Annotated in this window: 13 protein-coding genes; 3 read left to right on the top strand and 10 right to left on the bottom strand. The window is 53.8% G+C overall.

All coding sequences use genetic code 11. The features are described from left to right. The first annotated feature begins 601 nt into the window (after nucleotides 1-601). Complete coding sequence (locus JRF57_00210) at nucleotides 602-2,365, top strand: formate--tetrahydrofolate ligase (GenBank protein ID MBW2302113.1); 1,764 nt, start codon at nucleotides 602-604, stop codon at nucleotides 2,363-2,365. Between the two features lie 81 nt (nucleotides 2,366-2,446). Here JRF57_00210 and JRF57_00205 read toward each other — a convergent pair whose 3' ends face one another. Beyond that, complete coding sequence (locus tag JRF57_00205) at nucleotides 2,447-3,139, bottom strand: YkgJ family cysteine cluster protein (protein ID MBW2302112.1); 693 nt, start codon at nucleotides 3,137-3,139, stop codon at nucleotides 2,447-2,449. 3 nt (nucleotides 3,140-3,142) lie between these two features. Continuing rightward, nucleotides 3,143-4,819: a Na/Pi cotransporter family protein gene (locus JRF57_00200; GenBank protein ID MBW2302111.1), complete on the bottom strand. Its 1,677-nt coding sequence runs from the start codon at nucleotides 4,817-4,819 to the stop codon at nucleotides 3,143-3,145. 655 nt (nucleotides 4,820-5,474) lie between these two features. Between JRF57_00200 and JRF57_00195 the strand changes: the two genes are divergently transcribed. Together JRF57_00195 and JRF57_00190 are read left to right on the top strand one after the other, a co-directional pair. Next, the gene (locus tag JRF57_00195; protein MBW2302110.1) at nucleotides 5,475-6,659 is read left to right on the top strand and encodes a thiolase family protein; all 1,185 of its coding nucleotides are present in this window, start codon (nucleotides 5,475-5,477) and stop codon (nucleotides 6,657-6,659) included. Between the two features lie 16 nt (nucleotides 6,660-6,675). Beyond that, nucleotides 6,676-7,170, top strand: coding sequence for a hypothetical protein (locus JRF57_00190; protein MBW2302109.1), 495 nt, complete (start codon nucleotides 6,676-6,678; stop codon nucleotides 7,168-7,170). Nucleotides 7,171-7,286: 116 nt separating this feature from the next. On the opposite strand, the gene JRF57_00185 is transcribed toward JRF57_00190, so the two are convergent. The 8 genes from JRF57_00185 to JRF57_00150 all read right to left on the bottom strand — a co-directional run bounded on the left by JRF57_00185 (nucleotide 7,287) and on the right by JRF57_00150 (nucleotide 17,746). Then, complete coding sequence (locus JRF57_00185) at nucleotides 7,287-8,090, bottom strand: ABC transporter ATP-binding protein (protein ID MBW2302108.1); 804 nt, start codon at nucleotides 8,088-8,090, stop codon at nucleotides 7,287-7,289. A 180-nt stretch (nucleotides 8,091-8,270) separates the two neighbouring features. Then, nucleotides 8,271-9,341 (bottom strand): branched-chain amino acid ABC transporter permease, encoded by a 1,071-nt coding sequence (locus JRF57_00180; protein MBW2302107.1) that lies wholly within the window; start codon nucleotides 9,339-9,341, stop codon nucleotides 8,271-8,273. A 21-nt stretch (nucleotides 9,342-9,362) separates the two neighbouring features. Further along, nucleotides 9,363-10,241, bottom strand: coding sequence for a branched-chain amino acid ABC transporter permease (locus JRF57_00175; protein ID MBW2302106.1), 879 nt, complete (start codon nucleotides 10,239-10,241; stop codon nucleotides 9,363-9,365). A 31-nt stretch (nucleotides 10,242-10,272) separates the two neighbouring features. Next, complete coding sequence (locus tag JRF57_00170; GenBank protein MBW2302105.1) at nucleotides 10,273-12,222, bottom strand: AMP-binding protein; 1,950 nt, start codon at nucleotides 12,220-12,222, stop codon at nucleotides 10,273-10,275. A gap of 19 nt (nucleotides 12,223-12,241) precedes the next feature. After that, nucleotides 12,242-13,072: an ABC transporter ATP-binding protein gene (locus JRF57_00165; protein ID MBW2302104.1), complete on the bottom strand. Its 831-nt coding sequence runs from the start codon at nucleotides 13,070-13,072 to the stop codon at nucleotides 12,242-12,244. After that, nucleotides 13,069-14,274, bottom strand: coding sequence for an ABC transporter substrate-binding protein (locus JRF57_00160; protein MBW2302103.1), 1,206 nt, complete (start codon nucleotides 14,272-14,274; stop codon nucleotides 13,069-13,071). The genes JRF57_00165 and JRF57_00160 overlap by 4 nt, the downstream gene beginning before the upstream one ends. 323 nt (nucleotides 14,275-14,597) lie before the next feature. After that, entirely contained in the window at nucleotides 14,598-15,803 is a 1,206-nt protein-coding gene (locus tag JRF57_00155) for a thiolase family protein (GenBank protein MBW2302102.1), read from the bottom strand. A 356-nt stretch (nucleotides 15,804-16,159) separates the two neighbouring features. Further along, entirely contained in the window at nucleotides 16,160-17,746 is a 1,587-nt protein-coding gene (locus JRF57_00150; protein ID MBW2302101.1) for an AMP-binding protein, read from the bottom strand. Nucleotides 17,747-17,860 lie beyond the last annotated feature (114 nt).

The following is a 17,860-nucleotide window of genomic DNA, read 5'->3' as shown; positions in this document are numbered from 1 at the left end:
CTGTCTGCGTGCAATGCACAGACAGGGCCTGAGATCGGGCAAAATTAGGCGTTTTATAAAGGTCTCAGTCGGTTTCCATCCAGAAACGGCCCATTTGTCAGTCATGGAATCGGCTTTCGAGATCCCTTGTGCGACCTGCCCCAATCCATTCCACGGAAGACCAACCCGGGTTTTCGCCTCATACGCGGAACGGGGTTCCATGGGTGGGCAGGGGGGTTTTAGCCTTGCCGAGGAAGATGGATTCTTACCATGGAAACCTGCCGGCCCCTTGAAATCAAAGCCTTTTGCGAATGGGGTGGAAATGGCCCGGCTTGTTTCTTTATACCCCGGGTGTCCTGTTCCAGCAGCTCCCCTGGAGGGGAATCCCCTTGGACGTCCTTGATCATTGGGCGGCACATTTTCATCGGACCTATGCAATGAAAGAAAGGTGTCCAAAAAGAGTCACCTTTCTTTTTTCCATATATTCTTTTTCCCAGGTCGGAAGAGGTTTTCCGATTGCGGGAAAAGAGATTTTCCAGGGGTGAAATTAAGTCTAAGGGGGCTATCCATTCTCATGGCGGACTTAATCTCTATTATTAACTCATATTAAGGAGGAACGAATATGGCTTACAATGCGGTAAAGATGAAGGACTGGCAGATCTCGGAAGCGGCAGAGAAAAATATGCCGACGCCGGATGAGTGGCGGGAAAAACTGGGGCTGGAGAAGGATGAAGTCATTCCTTACGGCAGGCTCCTCAAGCTGGACTTCATGAAGATCATGAAGCGGCTCGAAAAAAAGAAAGACGGAAAGTATATCGAGGTGACTGCTATCACTCCGACCCCCTTGGGGGAGGGAAAGAGTACCACCTCTTGCGGACTCATGGAGGGACTGGGGAAACTCGGGCTCAACGTGGGCGGCGCGCTTCGCCAGCCCTCCGGTGGACCTACCATGAACATCAAGGGAACTGCTGCAGGCGGTGGAAACTCACTGCTCATCCCCATGACGGAGTTTTCCATGGGCCTTACGGGCGATATCAACGATATCATGAACGCCCACAACCTGGCCATGGTCGCCCTCACAGCCAGGATGCAGCACGAGCGGAATTACAACGATGAACAGTTAAGAAGACTCACCAAGATGAAAAGGCTCAATATCGATCCCACCCGGGTGGAATTCGGATGGATTATCGATTTCTGCGCTCAGGCACTCCGGAACATCATCATCGGGATCGGCGGCAGGTACGACGGCTTCACCATGCAGTCCAGGTTCGGGATCGCTGTATCCTCCGAGTTGATGGCCATCCTTTCCATCGTGACGGACCTGGCCGACCTCAGGAAACGGCTTGATGAAATCACTCTGGCCTTCGACAAATCGGGAAAGCCTGTTACGACCAAAGACCTGCAGGTTGGCGGCGCCATGACCGCATGGATGAGAAACACCATCAATCCGACTCTGATGTGCACGGCCGAGTATCAGCCCTGCATGGTCCATGCGGGCCCCTTCGCTAACATCGCAGTGGGTCAATCCTCCATCATCGCCGACCGGATCGGCCTTAAGCTTTTCGATTACCACGTAACCGAGAGCGGTTTCGGCGCTGATATCGGTTTCGAAAAGTTCTGGAACGTCAAGTGCCGCTACAGCGGATTGAAACCCCATGTCTCGGTACTTACCACCACCATCCGCGCCCTCAAGATGCACGGTGGCGGACCCAAGGTCGTGGCCGGAATTCCTCTGGATCCCGCCTATACAAAGGAAAATTTGAAGCTGGTGGAGGCCGGTATTCCCAACATGGTTCACCATATCAACACCATCCGGAAGTCAGGCATCAATCCGGTGGTCTGTATCAATGCCTTCCATACCGATACCAAGGCCGAGATAGCCGCCGTGAGAAGGGCTGCGGAGGCGGCCGGGGCCCGTTGCGCGGTATCCACCCACTGGGCGGATGGCGGGGACGGGGCCATCGAATTCGCAGAGGCGGTGAAGGAGGCCTGTGAAGAGAAGACCCGGTTCAAGTTCCTCTACCCCATGGAGATGAAGCTGCGGGACAGGGTGGAAAAGATCGCTAAGGTCGTATACGGGGCAAAGGGCGTTACATGGACTCCCGAAGCGGAGGCCAAGGCAAAGATGCTCGAGAGTGATCCGAAGTACGATGATTACGCCACCATGATGGTCAAGACCCACTTGAGCCTTTCCCACGACCCCGCCCTAAAGGGTGTCCCCAAGGGTTGGGTCTTGCCTATCCGCGACGTGCTTATTTATTCCGGCGCCAAGTTCCTCTGCCCCTGCGCCGGGACCATCAGCCTGATGCCGGGGACCAGTTCCAATCCGGCCTTCAGGCGGGTAGACGTTGATGTGAAGACCGGGAAGGTCAAGGGATTGTTCTAAGAATAACGCTGAATGGTTTCACTGTTTCCGGCACCCGGCCCGAAGCCGGGTGCCGGTTTTTTTTGGCGGGGCATGGAGCCGTCAAATAGCCCAGGGGGCGGGAGAAACTGTGGTTAAAAGAAAACTCCCATCTTCTTCTCGCTGGACCTGGAGCCCGTACATCCGGATGGTTTCCGTAAGCGGCCTGCCGAAGAGAAAGTCCATCTCAAGGGGATGAACCGGGAGTTTTTCCGGGATGAGAAGCCGAAAATGGTAGTCAAAACGAAGCAGTTCCAGGACATCCCTGACCGCCTTTTCCCCTTCGGATTCGATACATCGTACACGGTCTTCAAGCAGGGAGTAGTCGCAACGCCTTTCGTGCTCTCTTATCAGGGCCAGGAGAGTGCCGTCCTTTACGATCATTTCGCGCGTAATTTTCCGTTCCCGTAAAAGGGTCTCCAGTTCCCGCGTATCCCAGCATTTGAGGACGGAACATTGAAGAGGCCTGTGATCATAGATGCGGCAGCTCCGGGTTTCCTCCTGGTAAAAACAGCATCCCCCCTTGATCCCTTCCTTCTCCCGGATCTTGACCATTTCATGGGAGGTGATGGTGACCTTTTCGTGGATATTGTCGAATACCGCCTCGCCCTTTCTGATGGTGAAGAGATCCCGCATTCCAAGGAGGCCGTCCCTGAGGAGTCCAAGATCCTTCCGGTGAAGCGAAGGGCTGGAGGCAAGACAGCATTTCCCGCACCGGATACAGTGATCCCTCGGTTGGGGATCCCGGGGGAGCATATCCTATCTGACTCCTGCAATGGCCTGGGCGATGTTGTAACAGTAATCACCCATTTTTTCAAAGGCAGTGAGCATGTCGACCAGGATCAACCCCGGGTCCACGGTACAAACACCGCTCTGCATTCGGACCAAATAGTTCCCCCGCATCTCCTCCCGCATGCGGTTGATTGTCTCTTCCATTCTCTGGGCGTCCTCCATGATCCCCTTGTCCTCCATCTCAATCGCCTTAATAACGCGATCGATGAATTTGCCGACCTCGAGGGAAATGGTCTTGTAGTCCTGGAGGCCCCCCTCGGATAGGTGAAGATTTTGTTCGATCAATTCTTCGATCAATTCCGCGATGTTCTCGATGGCATCCCCGATCCTCTCGAGGTTGTTCGTCATCCGCAAAAGGGATGCGACCTCCTTTGACTCCTCGGGGCTGATGGGCTTCTGGGCCACCTGGACGAGGAAATGGGTGATCTCCTTCTGGAGGATGTCCAGGGCGTCCTCCCTTTTGCGCCACTTGATTAACTCCTTGACCCTCCGTTCTTCCAAGGAGTAGACCACCTCGGAATACATTACCTGGACGGCTTCGCCCATGCGGAGGATTTCCGCCTTGGCCTGGCCTAAGGCGACGGAAGGAGTATCGATGAACCTGGAGTCCAGGTGTCGGACGTGATGGATTTCCTCAAGGTCTTTTTCTTTGTCCCCCGCTGGTGTCAACCAGGTCGCCACCTTGATGAGATAAGGGAGAAAAAGGAGGAAAAACGAGGCGTTGATCACGTTAAAAGCCGTATGGGCATTGGCGATGTATCGGGCGATATTGGGTTTTTCCCCTCCCACCAGAAGGTCCGGCGGCCCCAGGTGTAGAAAGGTGGAAGTGCTCCAGGTCACCAGCTTGATGAACAAAGGGAAGACTATAATGATGTTGATCACTCCTATGACGTTGAACAGGGTATGGGCCCTGGCTGTCCGATGGGCGTTCAGGTTCCCGCCTATGCTCGCCAATTCTGCGGTGATCGTGGTTCCGATATTGTCTCCCAGGATCAGGGCGACACTCGCCTCATAGGTGAGAAGTCCCTGGGATGCCAGCGCCATTGTGATTCCCACGGTGGCACTTGAACTTTGCAGGAACATGGTCAGCCCGGTCCCTGCCAGGATACAAAGGAGAAGGCTCGGAAGGTTATCGGCGCTGAAGCGCGTGAAAAAGGCCACGAAGGAGGGGTCGTGTTTGAGGGGCGAAAAACCGGCCTTCATGGTGGCCAACCCGTAAAAGACCAAACCGAATCCCAGGAACACATCACCGACATATACCCACTTGCGACGGCCGATGAAGAATTTCAGGAAAACACCCAGGGCGATGGCGGGAAGGGCGTAGTCCTGAATCTTGAAAGCAATGAGCTGAGCCGTCACGGTGGTACCGATATTGGCTCCGAGGATGACCCCGATGGCCTGGGTCAAAGACATCAATCCCGCATCTACAAAACCTACCAACATGACCGTCGTGGCGCTGGAACTCTGAATAACGCTGGTTACCAGGGTCCCAACGGCACACCCGACCAAACGGTTGTTGGAGACCATGTTGAGGATCTTTCTCATCCTCGTCCCGGCCACCTTCTGAAGCCCCTCGGACATGATTTTCATCCCGAAAAGGAAGAGGCCGAGACCTCCCAAGGCCTTGAAAAGTATTTCCATTATGTCTTTGCCTATGGATTGAGAGTAAAGGTTCCGTCGAAAGCCCCTTGCCTGAGGGGAAAGTTATCTCCAAGCAATTTTTTCAAACTTTTTCGCATGGATGCGTTTTAAACTCTTGGGTCGAAATTGGTCATTCGGCCCAATGGAAGATAGTAAATCCTGGAACGTTCGTCAATACGTCATGTACATCAGAATGCCGTCTTAGATACGAGGAGAAATGATAGGCGGGAAGAGCTGCCGGCAGGTCTTTCATGACTTTACCGGATCTTTCGCAGCAAAAAAGCGTTGACACCTTCAGGGAAGACTGGTAAAAAAACGCCCTCAATCGAGGAACATAGACCGGGTCTATCCAAATATGCCGGGGTTTTTGCCCCGGCATATTTGGGCGGGGTTTCAACCCAAGTTATGCGTGAACGCTTGCCCGCTGGCTGTTTGGCGGGAAGTACCGGAGGGAACATCCTTTTACCCTTCACCCATCGGGTGCTGTCAGAATGCTTTAACATATTGCAATAAAGATCAATTTCATTTTTAACGCATAGTTTGGGTTCAAAAAACGACCCCGACACCATGAGTCGAAGGTGATCCGGTATGAATGAAGCTGTTTTTCAGACTGGATCCGCACGGATTGGATCCAGCATCGATAGAGGAGGTCAAGGAAATGGGAAATTATAATGCCTGCGTCATTGCAGGAGGTCAATGCAAGTGGGGCGTCAGGGAGGCCAGTTACGTGGATCTGGTACAGGAAGCGGCCAAGGCCTGCCTGGACGATCTCCCCGGCCTCAAGCCGTCCCATATCGACGGCCTGATTTTCGCCTCCACTTTCGTGGGAAGGCGCTCCACCCAGGTCAACACCGCCCCTGTTGTAGCGGAAAGAATCGGTTTGAAACCCACATCCATCTGCACCCGGGTGGACGTTCTTTGCGCCGGTGGAAGCACGGGAATCCTTCTCGCTCAGGGACTCGTTGAGAGCGGTATGGCCGAGGTCGTCATGGTGCTTGGGAGCGAGAAACTCTATACACCCGAGCGATGGCAGATCCAGTACGATGAAATGGCCGCCGTGGACCACGACTGGGACGGACCCAACGGGATCGGTCCTCCACCGGTTTGGTTCGCCGTCCAGGCCAAGGAGCACATGAAGGCCTATGGTACGACCAAGGAACAGCTCGCGTCCGTATCGATCACGAATTACAAGCATGGACTGAACAATCCCAAGGGCCATTTCCAGAAGGAACTCACCCTCCAGGATATCCAGGAAGCCCCCGTAATCGCCGATCCTCTCGGGCTCTTCGATTGCTGTCCCTTCTCAGACGGGGCCGCGGCCATAGTGGTCGCCAGGGAAGAAAGGGCCAAGGATCTTACGGATCGGCCCCTGGTCTACCTCCGGGGCGGGGCGCAGGTTTCCCTTCACAGCGTCGGCGGGAACTGGCCGGGGGAGCACCTCGGGGATTGGCCTCACCTGAGACTGGCCGCCCGGAAGGCCTATGAGAGGTCCGGCCTCAAACCGAAGGATATCGATGTGGCCCAGACCCATGATTGTTTCAGTATCTCGGAGATTATCGAGGTCGAGGAGTTGGGCTTCTGTGAAAAGGGAGAAGGGGGACCCTTTTGTGAATCGGGAGAGATCACAATCGGAGGAAAAATCCCGATCAACACGGATGGCGGGTTGATTTCCAGCGGACATCCCTTCGGGGCCACCGGCGTCCGGATGGGGATCGAAATCATGAAACAACTCCAGGGCAGAGCCATCAACCAGGTGCAAGGAGCTACATTCGGATTGACCCACAACCTGAGCGGCGGCAACGTGGAACATACCATCGTGACCTACGGCCTTGAGCCGAGGTAGCGGAAGGAGAAGGCAAATGAAGGGAATACCGTTCTTGGAAGGAAAATATTCTCCTACTCTGGACCTGTATCCCATTGAGTGCAAGGAGTTCAACAGGATCTACCCATTTTACGACAACCTGAGAGAAGGGAGATTTACCACGACGAAATGTAAAGGATGTGGAAAGGTCTCTTTCCCGCCTCGAGTGATTTGCCCCGAGTGTTACTCGGAGGATCTGGAGTATATCGACCTGCCGACAAGGGGCAAGGTCGTCACCCTCGTGGAAAAGTGGGGAGGAGTGCCCATTCAGTACACCCCTCCCATGATAGGGGCCTGGATCGAATTCCCGGAGGACAGCCCTGTGCGGCACTATTTCAGCCTCCTTTACAATTGCGGCGTAGGCGAGGTGAAGGAAGGGGACGAGGTTCAGCTCTATGTCTTCGATGTGGCTCCCCATCCCATCGACAAGGGCAAGGAGTCCATCATGAAGGAGCGGGTTTACTTTGGATTTGAACCCGTAAAGAAAAAATAATTTTCAGAACCGGGGGCAGATCCGGTAGCCCTCACGAACATCAAAACGCCCGGACAGGTTCACCTGCCCGGGCGTTTTAATCGAGATTCGCAAATCCAGGGCCGAAAACCCTTGACTTACAACCACCGCTTCCTGCGCTTGTAAGCCTTTACGTCCCGGTATGACTTCAAAGTCCCGGTAGAGGCCGTTCCGAGGTAAAACTCTTTGACGTCCGGGTTTTCCCTGAGTTCGGAGGCCGTGCTCTCCAAAACGATCTTGCCGTTTTCCATGACGTAGCCGTAGTGGGCGATCTGAAGCGCCATGTTGGCGTTCTGTTCCACGACCAGCAAGGTCGTGCCCTGCTCCTTGTTGATTCGCTTGATGATCTGGAAAATCTCTTTAACCAGCAACGGAGCAAGCCCCAGGGACGGTTCATCCAGGAGCAGGAGTTTCGGATGGGCCATGAGGGCCCTCCCGATCACGAGCATCTGCAGTTCTCCGCCGCTGCAATATCCTGCAAGACCTTTCTTGCGGGCCACCAGCGCGGGAAAGTAATGGTAAACGAGTTCAAGATCCTTCTGGTAAGGTTTTCCCCAGCGGGTCGCCGTTCCTACCCTCAGGTTCTCTTCGATCGTCAGGTACTTGAACTCCTGACGGCCTTCCAGCACCTGGATGATCCCTTTCCTGGTGATTTTCTCCGGAGAAGAATTCTGGATCGGCTTTCCGTCGTAGTAAATAACTCCTTCCGTCACCTTCCCGTTTTCCGGCTTGAGAAGTCCGGAAACGGCCTTCAGGGTGGTCGTCTTCCCCGCCCCATTGCTCCCGAGTAAGGAGACGATCTGCCCCTTGCGTACAGTCAGGGAAACCCCCTTCAGTACTTGGATGACATCCGAATACACCACGCTGATATTGTTCAGCAGTAGTCTTACATCTTTTTCCATGTATTGATCGCTCCCGCCGGCTGCATCGTTTTGACCGGAAAGCCTTACTGCGTTGCAGCGATGCTGTTATGTCTCATAAAAAATATTAAGGTGCTCCGGTATCCAGGCCTCAAAACCCACAAAATTTTGCCTTAAAAAACAGGCAAGGAGTCGAATTGCCTCCGTTTCCCAAGAGGATTCTCAATATGAGAAAGGCCATAGTCTGAAACTGGATCGAACGATCCGCCATACTTCGGCGATACCCTTTGGCTCGAAAATGATGAAAAGAATGATCACCAGGCCGAATACAAATTCCCGCAAGGGCGCGATGGTGATGGCAGCGCCGGCTGAGACCCCCACGTTCATCAAATATTCCGTCAAATGACTCAGCACCTCGTTGAGGGTGACTATGAATACCGCTCCGAAGACGGATCCGGGTATGCTTCCAAGGCCCCCGATAATGATCATTGCGATGAATTCGATGGACAACCAAAGGTTAAAAGGTTCCGGCGTGATACTCATCATGTAATAGGCGAAAAGGGCACCGGCCAGACCGGCGTAAAAGGAACTGATTGCAAAGGAGAGCAACTTGTAACCAAATACAGGAATACCCATACCCTCGGCGGCACGATCGTTGTCCCGGATGGCGATAAAGGCCCGGCCGTAACGGGTGCGGATCAGGTTGACGGCCACCCAGGTCATGAATGTAAAAAGGGCGAAAACGACGAAATAGAAGCGTCTGTCCGTTCCCAGGTCGAACCCGAAAAGTCCCACATTGAAAACCACGATACCCATTGCGCCTCCGGTCATGCTCTCCCAGTGAACGAAAACATATTCCAGGATGAACTGTCCTGCCAAGGTGGCAATCAGGAGGTAAAGGTGCTTCAGCCTGGAAGACGGCAGTCCGAATACCAATCCCACCCCTGCCGTGATAAGGCTTGCAGCGGGAAGAGCCAGGATAAAAGGGAACCCTGCCTTGTTGGCCAGTATGGCCGCCGAGTAAGCTCCGACGCCGAAAAAGGCCCCGTGTCCCAGGGAGATCTGGCCGGTATAACCGATCAGCAGATTGAGACCGATGGCGGCTATGGAATAGATCCCGATCGTATTCAACACGTAAATCAAATAGGGACTGCACACGAACGGGATGACACAAAAGAGGAGCACGAGCCCCACCAACATCCATAATCTCCCGAAGTCGGTCTCAAAGATGGTGAGTTCCTGGAGATAGGATTCCTTGAAGTTTCCACAGGGATGAAATCGGAGTTTCCGCATGCCGACCTTCCTATGAAAGAATTATACCCGCTCGATTTCCACAAGGCCGAATAGGCCGTAAGGCTTGACCATGAGAATGATGACCAGAACGATATAAGGAACCACTTCGCGGAGAGAGGTTGAAATGTACCCTCCGGTAAAAGTTTCGATCAGGCCTATGATAACGCCGCCCAGGATAGCACCGCCTATGCTGTCCAGTCCGCCGAGAATGACCACCGGAAAGACCTTTAGTCCGATCGCGCTGAGTTCGTGCACGTTGATGCCGTTCAGGATTCCGAGCACGATCCCGCTCATGGCCGCTACGATGAAGGCGATGGCCCAGGAAAGGGCGAAGACCCGGCGCACGTGTACACCCAGGGACAGGGCCGCCGGCTGATTGTCCGCGACGGACCTCATGTAAATGCCCTGAGAGGAATACTTGAAGAAAAGGCCGAAGATGATCAGGAAAAGGATTCCGATAATGAAAGTGGCCACATATACGGATGGAATTTTAATGACGCCCCATTCGATGGAAAGCCCCTCGGGCAGAAAATCTGGATAATCGTGGATATCCCCCCCGAAGATGAAGAGGAGGAGTCCCCGAAACATGATACCTATCCCGAGGGTCATCATGATTACTTCGATCAGATTTTCACCGATCAGGGGTCGCAGGAACAACCGTTCCACCACAAAACCGAGGAAGAAGACACCCACAAGGGTCAAGAAAAAGGCCAAAATCAGAGGGAGCTTCAGCCAGGCGGCAAGGACCAGGAAAAGAAAGGCCCCAATAGCCAGCAGTTCTCCATGGGCCAGGTTCAAGACACTGCTTGATTTGAATATCATCACGAACCCAAGGGCGGAGAGGGCATACAAGAACCCAAGGGAGAGACCGTTGACCAGGAGTTGAAAGAAAAAATCCATGGCAGTTTACGCCTCCTCGGACCAATGAGTGTTAAACCGTGAGGATCCGGACCGTGGTTTCAATGGTTCCCACGTGGCCGTCCCGGTATAGGACCTTTCCCTTAACCGGCAATTCGGTTTTGTCAGCATATATAGCGTCGATCAATTCCTTGTACTGTTCAAAGACAAACCGTCTCCGGACCTTCCCGGTCCGGGTCAATTCTTCGTCGTCGGCATCCAGCAGTTTGTACAGCAAGATGATCTTTATTAGTTGCATGGGCTTCGGGAGTTGCTTGTTGACTTCGGCGACCTCTCCCCTGATGAGATCCTCCACCGCCGGTTGCTGGGAGAGGTCGGTATAGGTCGTGTAAGGGATTTGCCGCTCTTCGGCCCAGTTGCCTACGTTGCCGAAATCGATGTTGATAAAGGCTGAGATATATGGCTGACCCTCGCCCCAAATGACGGCTTCCTTGATGTATGGGCTGAACTTGAGACGGGTCTCTATGAAATCCGGAGAAAAGGCCTCTCCTTCCCGGGTCCGCATGATGTCCGCCTTTCGTCCGATTATCAGGAGATGCCCGTCTTCGTCGAAGTACCCGGCATCACCGGTGTAGAACCATCCGTCCCGCAAGGCCTCGGCCGTGGCCTCAGGGTCCTGATAATAACCTACAAAGATGGAAGCGCTCTTCACCAGGACCTCTTGATCCTCGGTGATGATCACCTCGGTTCGTGGCAGGGGCTTCCCGACCGTCTCCGGTTTAACCTCGTTGTCCGGTTGGACCTGAAAGATACCGGTCGCTTCCGTGAGACCGTAACACTGCTTGAGGTTGAGGCCGTTGGCCCTGAAAAAACGGATGACATCCGGACTGATGGGGTGGCCGCCGGTATAAGCCGCCCGGAACTGGAGGCATCCTATCCGGTCGAGGAGAGGTTGGGAGACAAGCCGATTGGTGATCCGCCGGCGAATTCGCAGGGAGAGAGGAACTTTTTGGCCCGTGGATTCGAGGTCTACGACGGCCATGCCGATCTTCTGAGTCCACTGGTAAAGGGCCTTCTTTATGAACCCGGCATCATTGATCTTGACCCGGATTTTGGATGCGAGGTCTTCCCAGAACCGGGAAGAGGAGATCATTACGGTAGGTCCGATTTCCCGGAAATCTTCCACCGCCGTCTCTATATCTTCAGGGAAATTCATACAAAGACCGCCGCAAAGGGTGACTCCCACCCCCCACATTTGGTCGACGATCCAGGCCGTGGGGGTAATGGAAATCCAGTTATCACCGATGCCGATTGGCGCGGTCTCCAGCCATTTCCTGGCCATCTCGGTAAAATTCCGGTGGCTGAGCATGACGAGCTTGGGGAATCCGGTGGTGCCGGAGGTCATCAGCATCAGGGCCACTTCTTGCGGCTTCCCTTCCCAGAGTTCCCTGTTGAAGCGATCCGGTTCCGCCTTTTCCATCTCTTCCCCCAGCTCCAGAAGTTGTTCGAAGCTGAGGAGCCAGGGATTGTCCCTGTAATTTCGCATCCCCGTCCGGTCAAGGTAGATGAGACAACGGACGTGCTCCAGGTCTTTTTTGCAAGCCAGGAGCTTGTCCACCTGTTCCTGGTCTTGAACAAAGACATAGGCCGCTTCCACACGCTGGAGCCCCCGGGCCAGTTCATCGGCCACGGCAGATGTGAAAAGGGGAATGGTGACCGCTCCCAAGGCTTGGGAACCCAGCTCTGCAAAGAGCCACTCCGGTTCATTTTCCAGGACCAAACCCACCATCTCCCCCCGCTTTATACCCAGAGAGAGCAATCCAAGGGCCACGCGGCGGGTGTAAAGGAAATAGTCTTCCCATCCAAAGGTCTGCCAGATGCCGTAAGCCTTCTGGCGGATAGCGGTCTTCTCGTTCCCGAACCTCTCGGCCTGCCTGGAAAGGATCTGGGGCAGGGTGTACTGGTCCAGGGACGAGAGGGTCTCTGGATCGATACGGTCTACTTTCAGACGCTTTTCTGCCATATTTTATCCGACCGTTAGATTAATCAATGGTAGAAGTGTCCCCAAGATAGGCTTTGATGACCTGCGGATGGTTCTGCACAAATTCGGGAGATCCTTCGGCGATTTTCACCCCGAAATCGAAAACGGCGACCCTCTTGGAGATGCTCATCACGATGGACATGTCATGTTCCACCAGGATTATTGTCTGGTTCCAGGCCTCGTTTAACTCCAGGAGGAAACGAACCATGTCCTCCTTTTCCTCAAGGGTCATCCCGGCAAAGGGTTCGTCGAGAATCAGGAGCTTGGGTTCCAGGGCGAGGGCCCGACCCAGTTCCACCCGTTTTCTCATACCGTATGGCAGAGAGCCGACCAGTTGTTTTCGGATGGGCTGCATCTCGAGAAAATCGATCAACTCTTCAAGAACCTTCCGGTGACGGACCTCTTCTGCCTTGACTCCTTTGGAAAAGAGGGCCGCTGCTCCCACGCTGTACCGGCAGTGAATATGCCTGGCAAGCAACATGTTGGCCAGCACCGTCATCCCGGGGAAAAGCTCGATATTCTGGTAGGTCCTGCCGATCCCGAGTCCGGTTAGGTGGTGGGGTGGCAGGTGCGTGATGTCTTTGCCATTGAAAAGGATCTGTCCTTCCTGAGGTTTGTAATACCCTGTGATGGAATTGAGGAAGCTGGTCTTGCCGGCGCCGTTAGGACCGATGATTGCCACCAGTTCCCCCGTATGCACGGACAAATCCACCCGGTTCAGGGCTGTGATCCCACCGAACTTCAGGGTCAGGTGCTTCACTTCCAGCTCAGCCCGCCGATCCTCGGGCTGGCTGGAAGCGAAGATGCTGGGTTCTCCGCGGAAGGCCTTCATTTAAGAAGCCTGACTTTTTCTTTGGATGGTTCCCAAAAATTGGTAAGGGGTGTGTAAGTGCCGTTCTCGTTCACCTTGACAATACGAGCGATGAAAGAGGCACTGTGGTCCGTGGAGGTGTAAGTTATGTTCGGAACGACCCCGCCGAAATTCTCATTGCGAAATGTTTCCAGGGCCTTGTTGACGGTTTCACTGTTGATCTTTTTAAATTTTTCATAAGCTTTCTGGAAGGCCCGCTCCATAATCATGGCGATGGTGACCCCTTCCCAGTAAGAGCCGTCGAACTGGGTGATGTTGTGGTAGCGTTTCATCAGCACGTCGAAGATCTTCATGCCCGGGGTCCCGTCGGAGGGGAGTCCTGCGGGGAACTGCATAAACATTCGATCCCGGATCAGCCCCTTGCCTCTCTTGAAGAAGTCCGGGTCGGTGGAAGTCCAGGTCCCGAAGAAGGGGGCCTTGAATCCAACCCGATCCGCGGCCTGAAGCGCCATAATGATCGCCGAAGGGAGACACTGAACAAAGACATACTCCGCTCCCGCCTTCTTCAAGCGAAGTACTTCCGTATTCAGGTCCAGGGCCTTCGGTGGGAATTCCTCGATCGCCACGATATTCACGTTGTGCTTCTCGGCGTACTCCCGGCTGGGTTTGTGGATCGATTTCCCGTAAGCGTTATTGTAAGTGAGAAGCCCCACTTTCGGCGGGCTGCTGCCCTTGTGGATCGCCATGATGTATTCCAAGACCGCGTAAGAATCCATCACGTAACTCCCGAAGGGCAGGTAGGCATAATCGACAGGGGGTTTCAGGATCCCCTGGTAGGTGGAATAGTTGATATTCGGGGTCTTGTATTTTTGAATGATGGGTTTGGCCATGATCCCGGACCCGGCGTCCCAGGTGGCGATCATGTCCATCTTGTCTTGCGTGCAGAACTTCTTGACGTATTTGATGGCTTCAGGGACTTTGTAGGCGTGGTCAACAATGGTGAGTTTGATTTTGTGTCCAGCGACTCCCCCCTTGACTTCATTGACGTAGCGGAAGTAGTCCTGATGCCCTTTCGCATGAAATTGGCCCCAGGTGGAAGCAGGTCCCGTCAAGTTGATAATGGCACCGACCTTGATGTCCTTTGCCTGGACCGCCGGGGTGCCCAAACCAATCAATCCCGCCACTGCCGCGGAGACTACTACCGTAAGCAATGCCTTGCGCATAATCGTTTCCTCCTTGGTCAAACGGTTATGTTCTCTCGCCTCTCCTTTGACGGGGCCGCAGAAGGTGCCACGGTGCTTCTTGCCTTCGAGTTTTCCTCCCGGTATTAACGGAAGATTCCTCTACCAGCTTATGCCCTGCACCTCTTTACTGGGCCGTCCCTTTCATGGTTTTTCATTAGAATCTTTCAGTATCGTCCGCCGAAAACGTTATCACCCGCCTTTCTTCAGATTAAATTTACAAATCATCGTCTGGCCTTTAGTCTTAAAGGATTTGATCCTCGGTTGTCAAGAGGGAGTATATGGGAAACGACTGATCCCTCGAATTATGCCTTCACGTCGACTTTGAAAACCATGGCCCCTCCGGTATCGCCGGCGGCGCAACCCGCCCAAAGGCCATACCCTCCGCCAAGGATCGTCAGCTCTTCAAGGAGTTCACAGATGTTTCTTCCCGCCGTAGGACCCTGGGGGTGCCCATAGATGAGGGAACTCCCGTAATTGTTCATCCACATCACGTCGAATCCCATCTTCGTGGACATGTAAATATCGTTTACGGCGAAAGGATTGTGGGTCTTGATGGCCTTGAGATCCGATACCTTGAGCCCGGCGTCCTTCAAGGCCATCTCGGCGGCAGGCACCGGGGCTGAGGCCATGAGGCCCTTCCCAACGCGGGAAAAACCGTATGAAATGATCTGAATCTCCACGTTTGGATCGGCGCTGAGTTCCTTGGCTATTTCCCTCTGAGTCACGATGAAACCGCAGTTACCGTCGGCGGGGTGGGTCTGGCTTCCAAAACTATGGATTCCTTCTGGCTCCACGGGTTTCAATTTCGCAAGACCTTCCTTTGTGGTCGGAGTGACACCCTCGTCGGCCTCGACGAGCACGGTCTTCTTTTTAGAGATTCTCGCCTCTACAGGGAACATGTAACGCTTCTGAAAGGCCCGGTCATCCGCCAGGGCATCCTGGTACTGCTCGTATCTCCTCAATGTGACTTCGTCCGCCTGCTCCTTGGTGGCACCGATAAGTTTCGCCACGTTTTCCGCGGTCTGAACCATTTTGAGGCCGACGTTGGGATCCCTGTTGAAGTTGTCCATCATCCAGTTTTCGCTGATTACCTCTCCTCCCGGGCCCATGGGGTTCGGCCATATCGTATGGGGGCCGTTGGAGGCACGGTCTGACATCAAGGCGAAACCGGTCTTGTAAAGGCCGCATTCAATATTGGAGGCCACCAGATTCAGGCAGACGGTAGAGGTAGTGCAGGCCTGGTTGACCATCGTGCCCGGCAATGGGAGTTCATTGTCCACCATCATGGCCGCGGCCCAGTTGTGGCTGTAAAACATGCATGGTTGGGCGATTGTAGTGCCGTAATACATGGTGTTTAAGATATTGAAAGGGATTCCCTTGGATTTAAGCCACCGATTTGCAGTCTTGGCGCCCAGAACGATGGAGTTTTCATTTTGCAGGGTGCCTTGCCAGCGGCAAAAAGGACTCGAATAGTAACCCCTGAATGGGATGAAAGCCTTGGTGAACATGTCTTGCTCCTCCTTTTATTGAGCGGAATCAGGAATGTATCTTGGCTGCTAGCCCGTCCGTAAACGCGATTGTTGGTGATAAACTGGCCTCCGGTTTAAAAGGACCATTTTCCATCTACTCAGGGAGGCTCAAAAAAACCTCTCACTAAAATTCAGGAAGGGAATCCCGCCGCCAAGGCGAAACCCAACAGGCGGCTAGGGTTTTCTAGGGTAACAGTAACGGGACCTCCTTTCAACTAATATCTCTCCTGCAACCCCCCCTTTCATTACAAGGCGCATGGGCTGAATTCTGTGACGGAATGACCCTTATAAGTTCCCGCCGCCTGCCTCCAAAAAGGCGGCGGGTCTGGTGCAATTTAGGCTTCCTCGGCCCAGGTGCCGTATCGTTCCCTCAGGATCCGGTGGAGGATCTTTCCTGTGGCAGTCCTAGGCATTTCTTCGTCCTTGATGAAGTCGACGGATTTCGGACGCTTGAAACCCGCCAGTTTCCCCTTGGTGTAGTTCATGATGTCCTTTGCCAGTTCATCGCTGGCTTCATATCCATCGTGGAGGACCACGACGGCCTTGATGGCTTCGCCCCATTTCGGATCCGGCACCCCTATGATGGCCACATCCTTGACGGCTTCATGGGAAGCCACGCATTCCTCCACCTCGGAGGGATAGACGTTCTCTCCACCGGTGATAATCATATTGGCTTTACGGTCCACCAGGGTATAGTATCCGTCTTCATCCCTTTTCACCATGTCACCGGCCGAGGACCATTCACCGAAAAAGGCCTCCTTGGTCTTTTCGGGTTCCTTGAGATATTCGGTGAAGAGCATGGGGGTGCGGTAGAAGAGTTCTCCCACTTCTCCGTCGGGAACTTCCTTCTTGTTTTCATCAAGGACCTTGATCCGGTCTGTACCGAAGATCTCCTTTCCTATGGATCCCAGCTTCTTGAACTGGTCTTCCGGCCTGAGCAGGGTCACCAGCCCGCCTTCCGTACTGCCGTATGCCTCCCACAGTTCAGCGTTTTTGAAATAATCCATAATGGCCAGCTTGAGGTCTTTACGGGCGGGAGCGGAAGATATCAGGAGCTGGCGGATGGATGAGACATCGTACTTGTTTTTCACCTCATCGGGAAGTGCCAGCATCATCACGTAATGGGTGGGCACCAGGGAAGTAAAGGTGATTTTGTATTCGGCGATGGTCTTCAGGAGGTCCTCGGGGTCGAAGCTGACCATGTTATATATGAAAACGGGAGCGGTGACGAGGGTGTAAGGGAAGGAATAGAAGATTGAATTCACGTGGCTCATGGGCATGACCAGCATCACCTTATCCGTGGGACGCACGCCCATGTTGATGTTGTTGAGAAGATACTGGGCATGGTAGCTTTCATGGGTTTTCATGACCCCTTTCGGTCTTCCCGTGGTCCCCGAGGTATACATGATGGTCCAGAAGTCGTCTCCGTATACCATGTAGTCCGGCTCCTCGTTGGAAGAGGCGGCCAGCCAGTCTTCGTAACCGATATACCCCTCGGGAACCGGTCCGTCGCCCATGTAAACATAAGCGTCCTTCGGGACGGGAAGCTTGTCCTTGATACCGTTGATCATCTCCACGAAGGGTTCTTCCACGATGAAAACCTTGCACTCCGCGTGGTTCACGATGTATTGGATGTTTTCGGGAGTCAACCTGAACAGGATGGGAACGACGATCTGGCCCCCTTTGGCGCACCCGGCGTAAACGTCCATCCATTCGCCCCGGTTGTAAGCAATGCAGGCGAAGGTGTCTTTATACCCGCAGCCCAGCCTGCTGAGCCCATTGGCGAGGCGGCAGGCCCTGTCATTCCATTCCTTGAAGGTGAACTCCTTGCTCTTGTCCTGCCACCCAAGTTTGTCAGGATAATTATAGGCGTTCATCTTCAGGACCGTTCCGGCGTGCATCCATCTGCTTCTCTGTGTCATTTTTGAACCTCCCGCTGTTTTTTGATTCTAAAGGTTAGCAAAGGGATCGGCACACAAGGCTTTTCTTATCTCGAGACCTTTGAAAAACGCTTCCTTTTGCCCAATCTCGGCGTC

Source organism: Deltaproteobacteria bacterium, assembly GCA_019310525.1.
Lineage (GTDB): Bacteria > Desulfobacterota > DSM-4660 > Desulfatiglandales > HGW-15 > JAFDEE01.
The sequence above is the reverse complement of the archived record's forward strand: the minus strand, read 5'-3'. Positions and strand labels throughout refer to the sequence as shown.

Bases quoted from the DNA above. Each gene is read 5' to 3' on its own strand.
- JRF57_00210 (MBW2302113.1), top strand. From the start codon at position 602: ATGGCTTACAATGCGGTAAAGATGAAGGACTGGCAGATCTCGGAAGCG.
- JRF57_00205 (MBW2302112.1), bottom strand. From the start codon at position 3,139: ATGCTCCCCCGGGATCCCCAACCGAGGGATCACTGTATCCGGTGCGGG.
- JRF57_00195 (MBW2302110.1), top strand. From the start codon at position 5,475: ATGGGAAATTATAATGCCTGCGTCATTGCAGGAGGTCAATGCAAGTGG.
- JRF57_00190 (MBW2302109.1), top strand. From the start codon at position 6,676: ATGAAGGGAATACCGTTCTTGGAAGGAAAATATTCTCCTACTCTGGAC.
- JRF57_00185 (MBW2302108.1), bottom strand. From the start codon at position 8,090: ATGGAAAAAGATGTAAGACTACTGCTGAACAATATCAGCGTGGTGTAT.
- JRF57_00180 (MBW2302107.1), bottom strand. From the start codon at position 9,341: ATGCGGAAACTCCGATTTCATCCCTGTGGAAACTTCAAGGAATCCTAT.
- JRF57_00175 (MBW2302106.1), bottom strand. From the start codon at position 10,241: ATGGATTTTTTCTTTCAACTCCTGGTCAACGGTCTCTCCCTTGGGTTC.
- JRF57_00170 (MBW2302105.1), bottom strand. From the start codon at position 12,222: ATGGCAGAAAAGCGTCTGAAAGTAGACCGTATCGATCCAGAGACCCTC.
- JRF57_00165 (MBW2302104.1), bottom strand. From the start codon at position 13,072: ATGAAGGCCTTCCGCGGAGAACCCAGCATCTTCGCTTCCAGCCAGCCC.
- JRF57_00160 (MBW2302103.1), bottom strand. From the start codon at position 14,274: ATGCGCAAGGCATTGCTTACGGTAGTAGTCTCCGCGGCAGTGGCGGGA.
- JRF57_00155 (MBW2302102.1), bottom strand. From the start codon at position 15,803: ATGTTCACCAAGGCTTTCATCCCATTCAGGGGTTACTATTCGAGTCCT.
- JRF57_00150 (MBW2302101.1), bottom strand. From the start codon at position 17,746: ATGACACAGAGAAGCAGATGGATGCACGCCGGAACGGTCCTGAAGATG.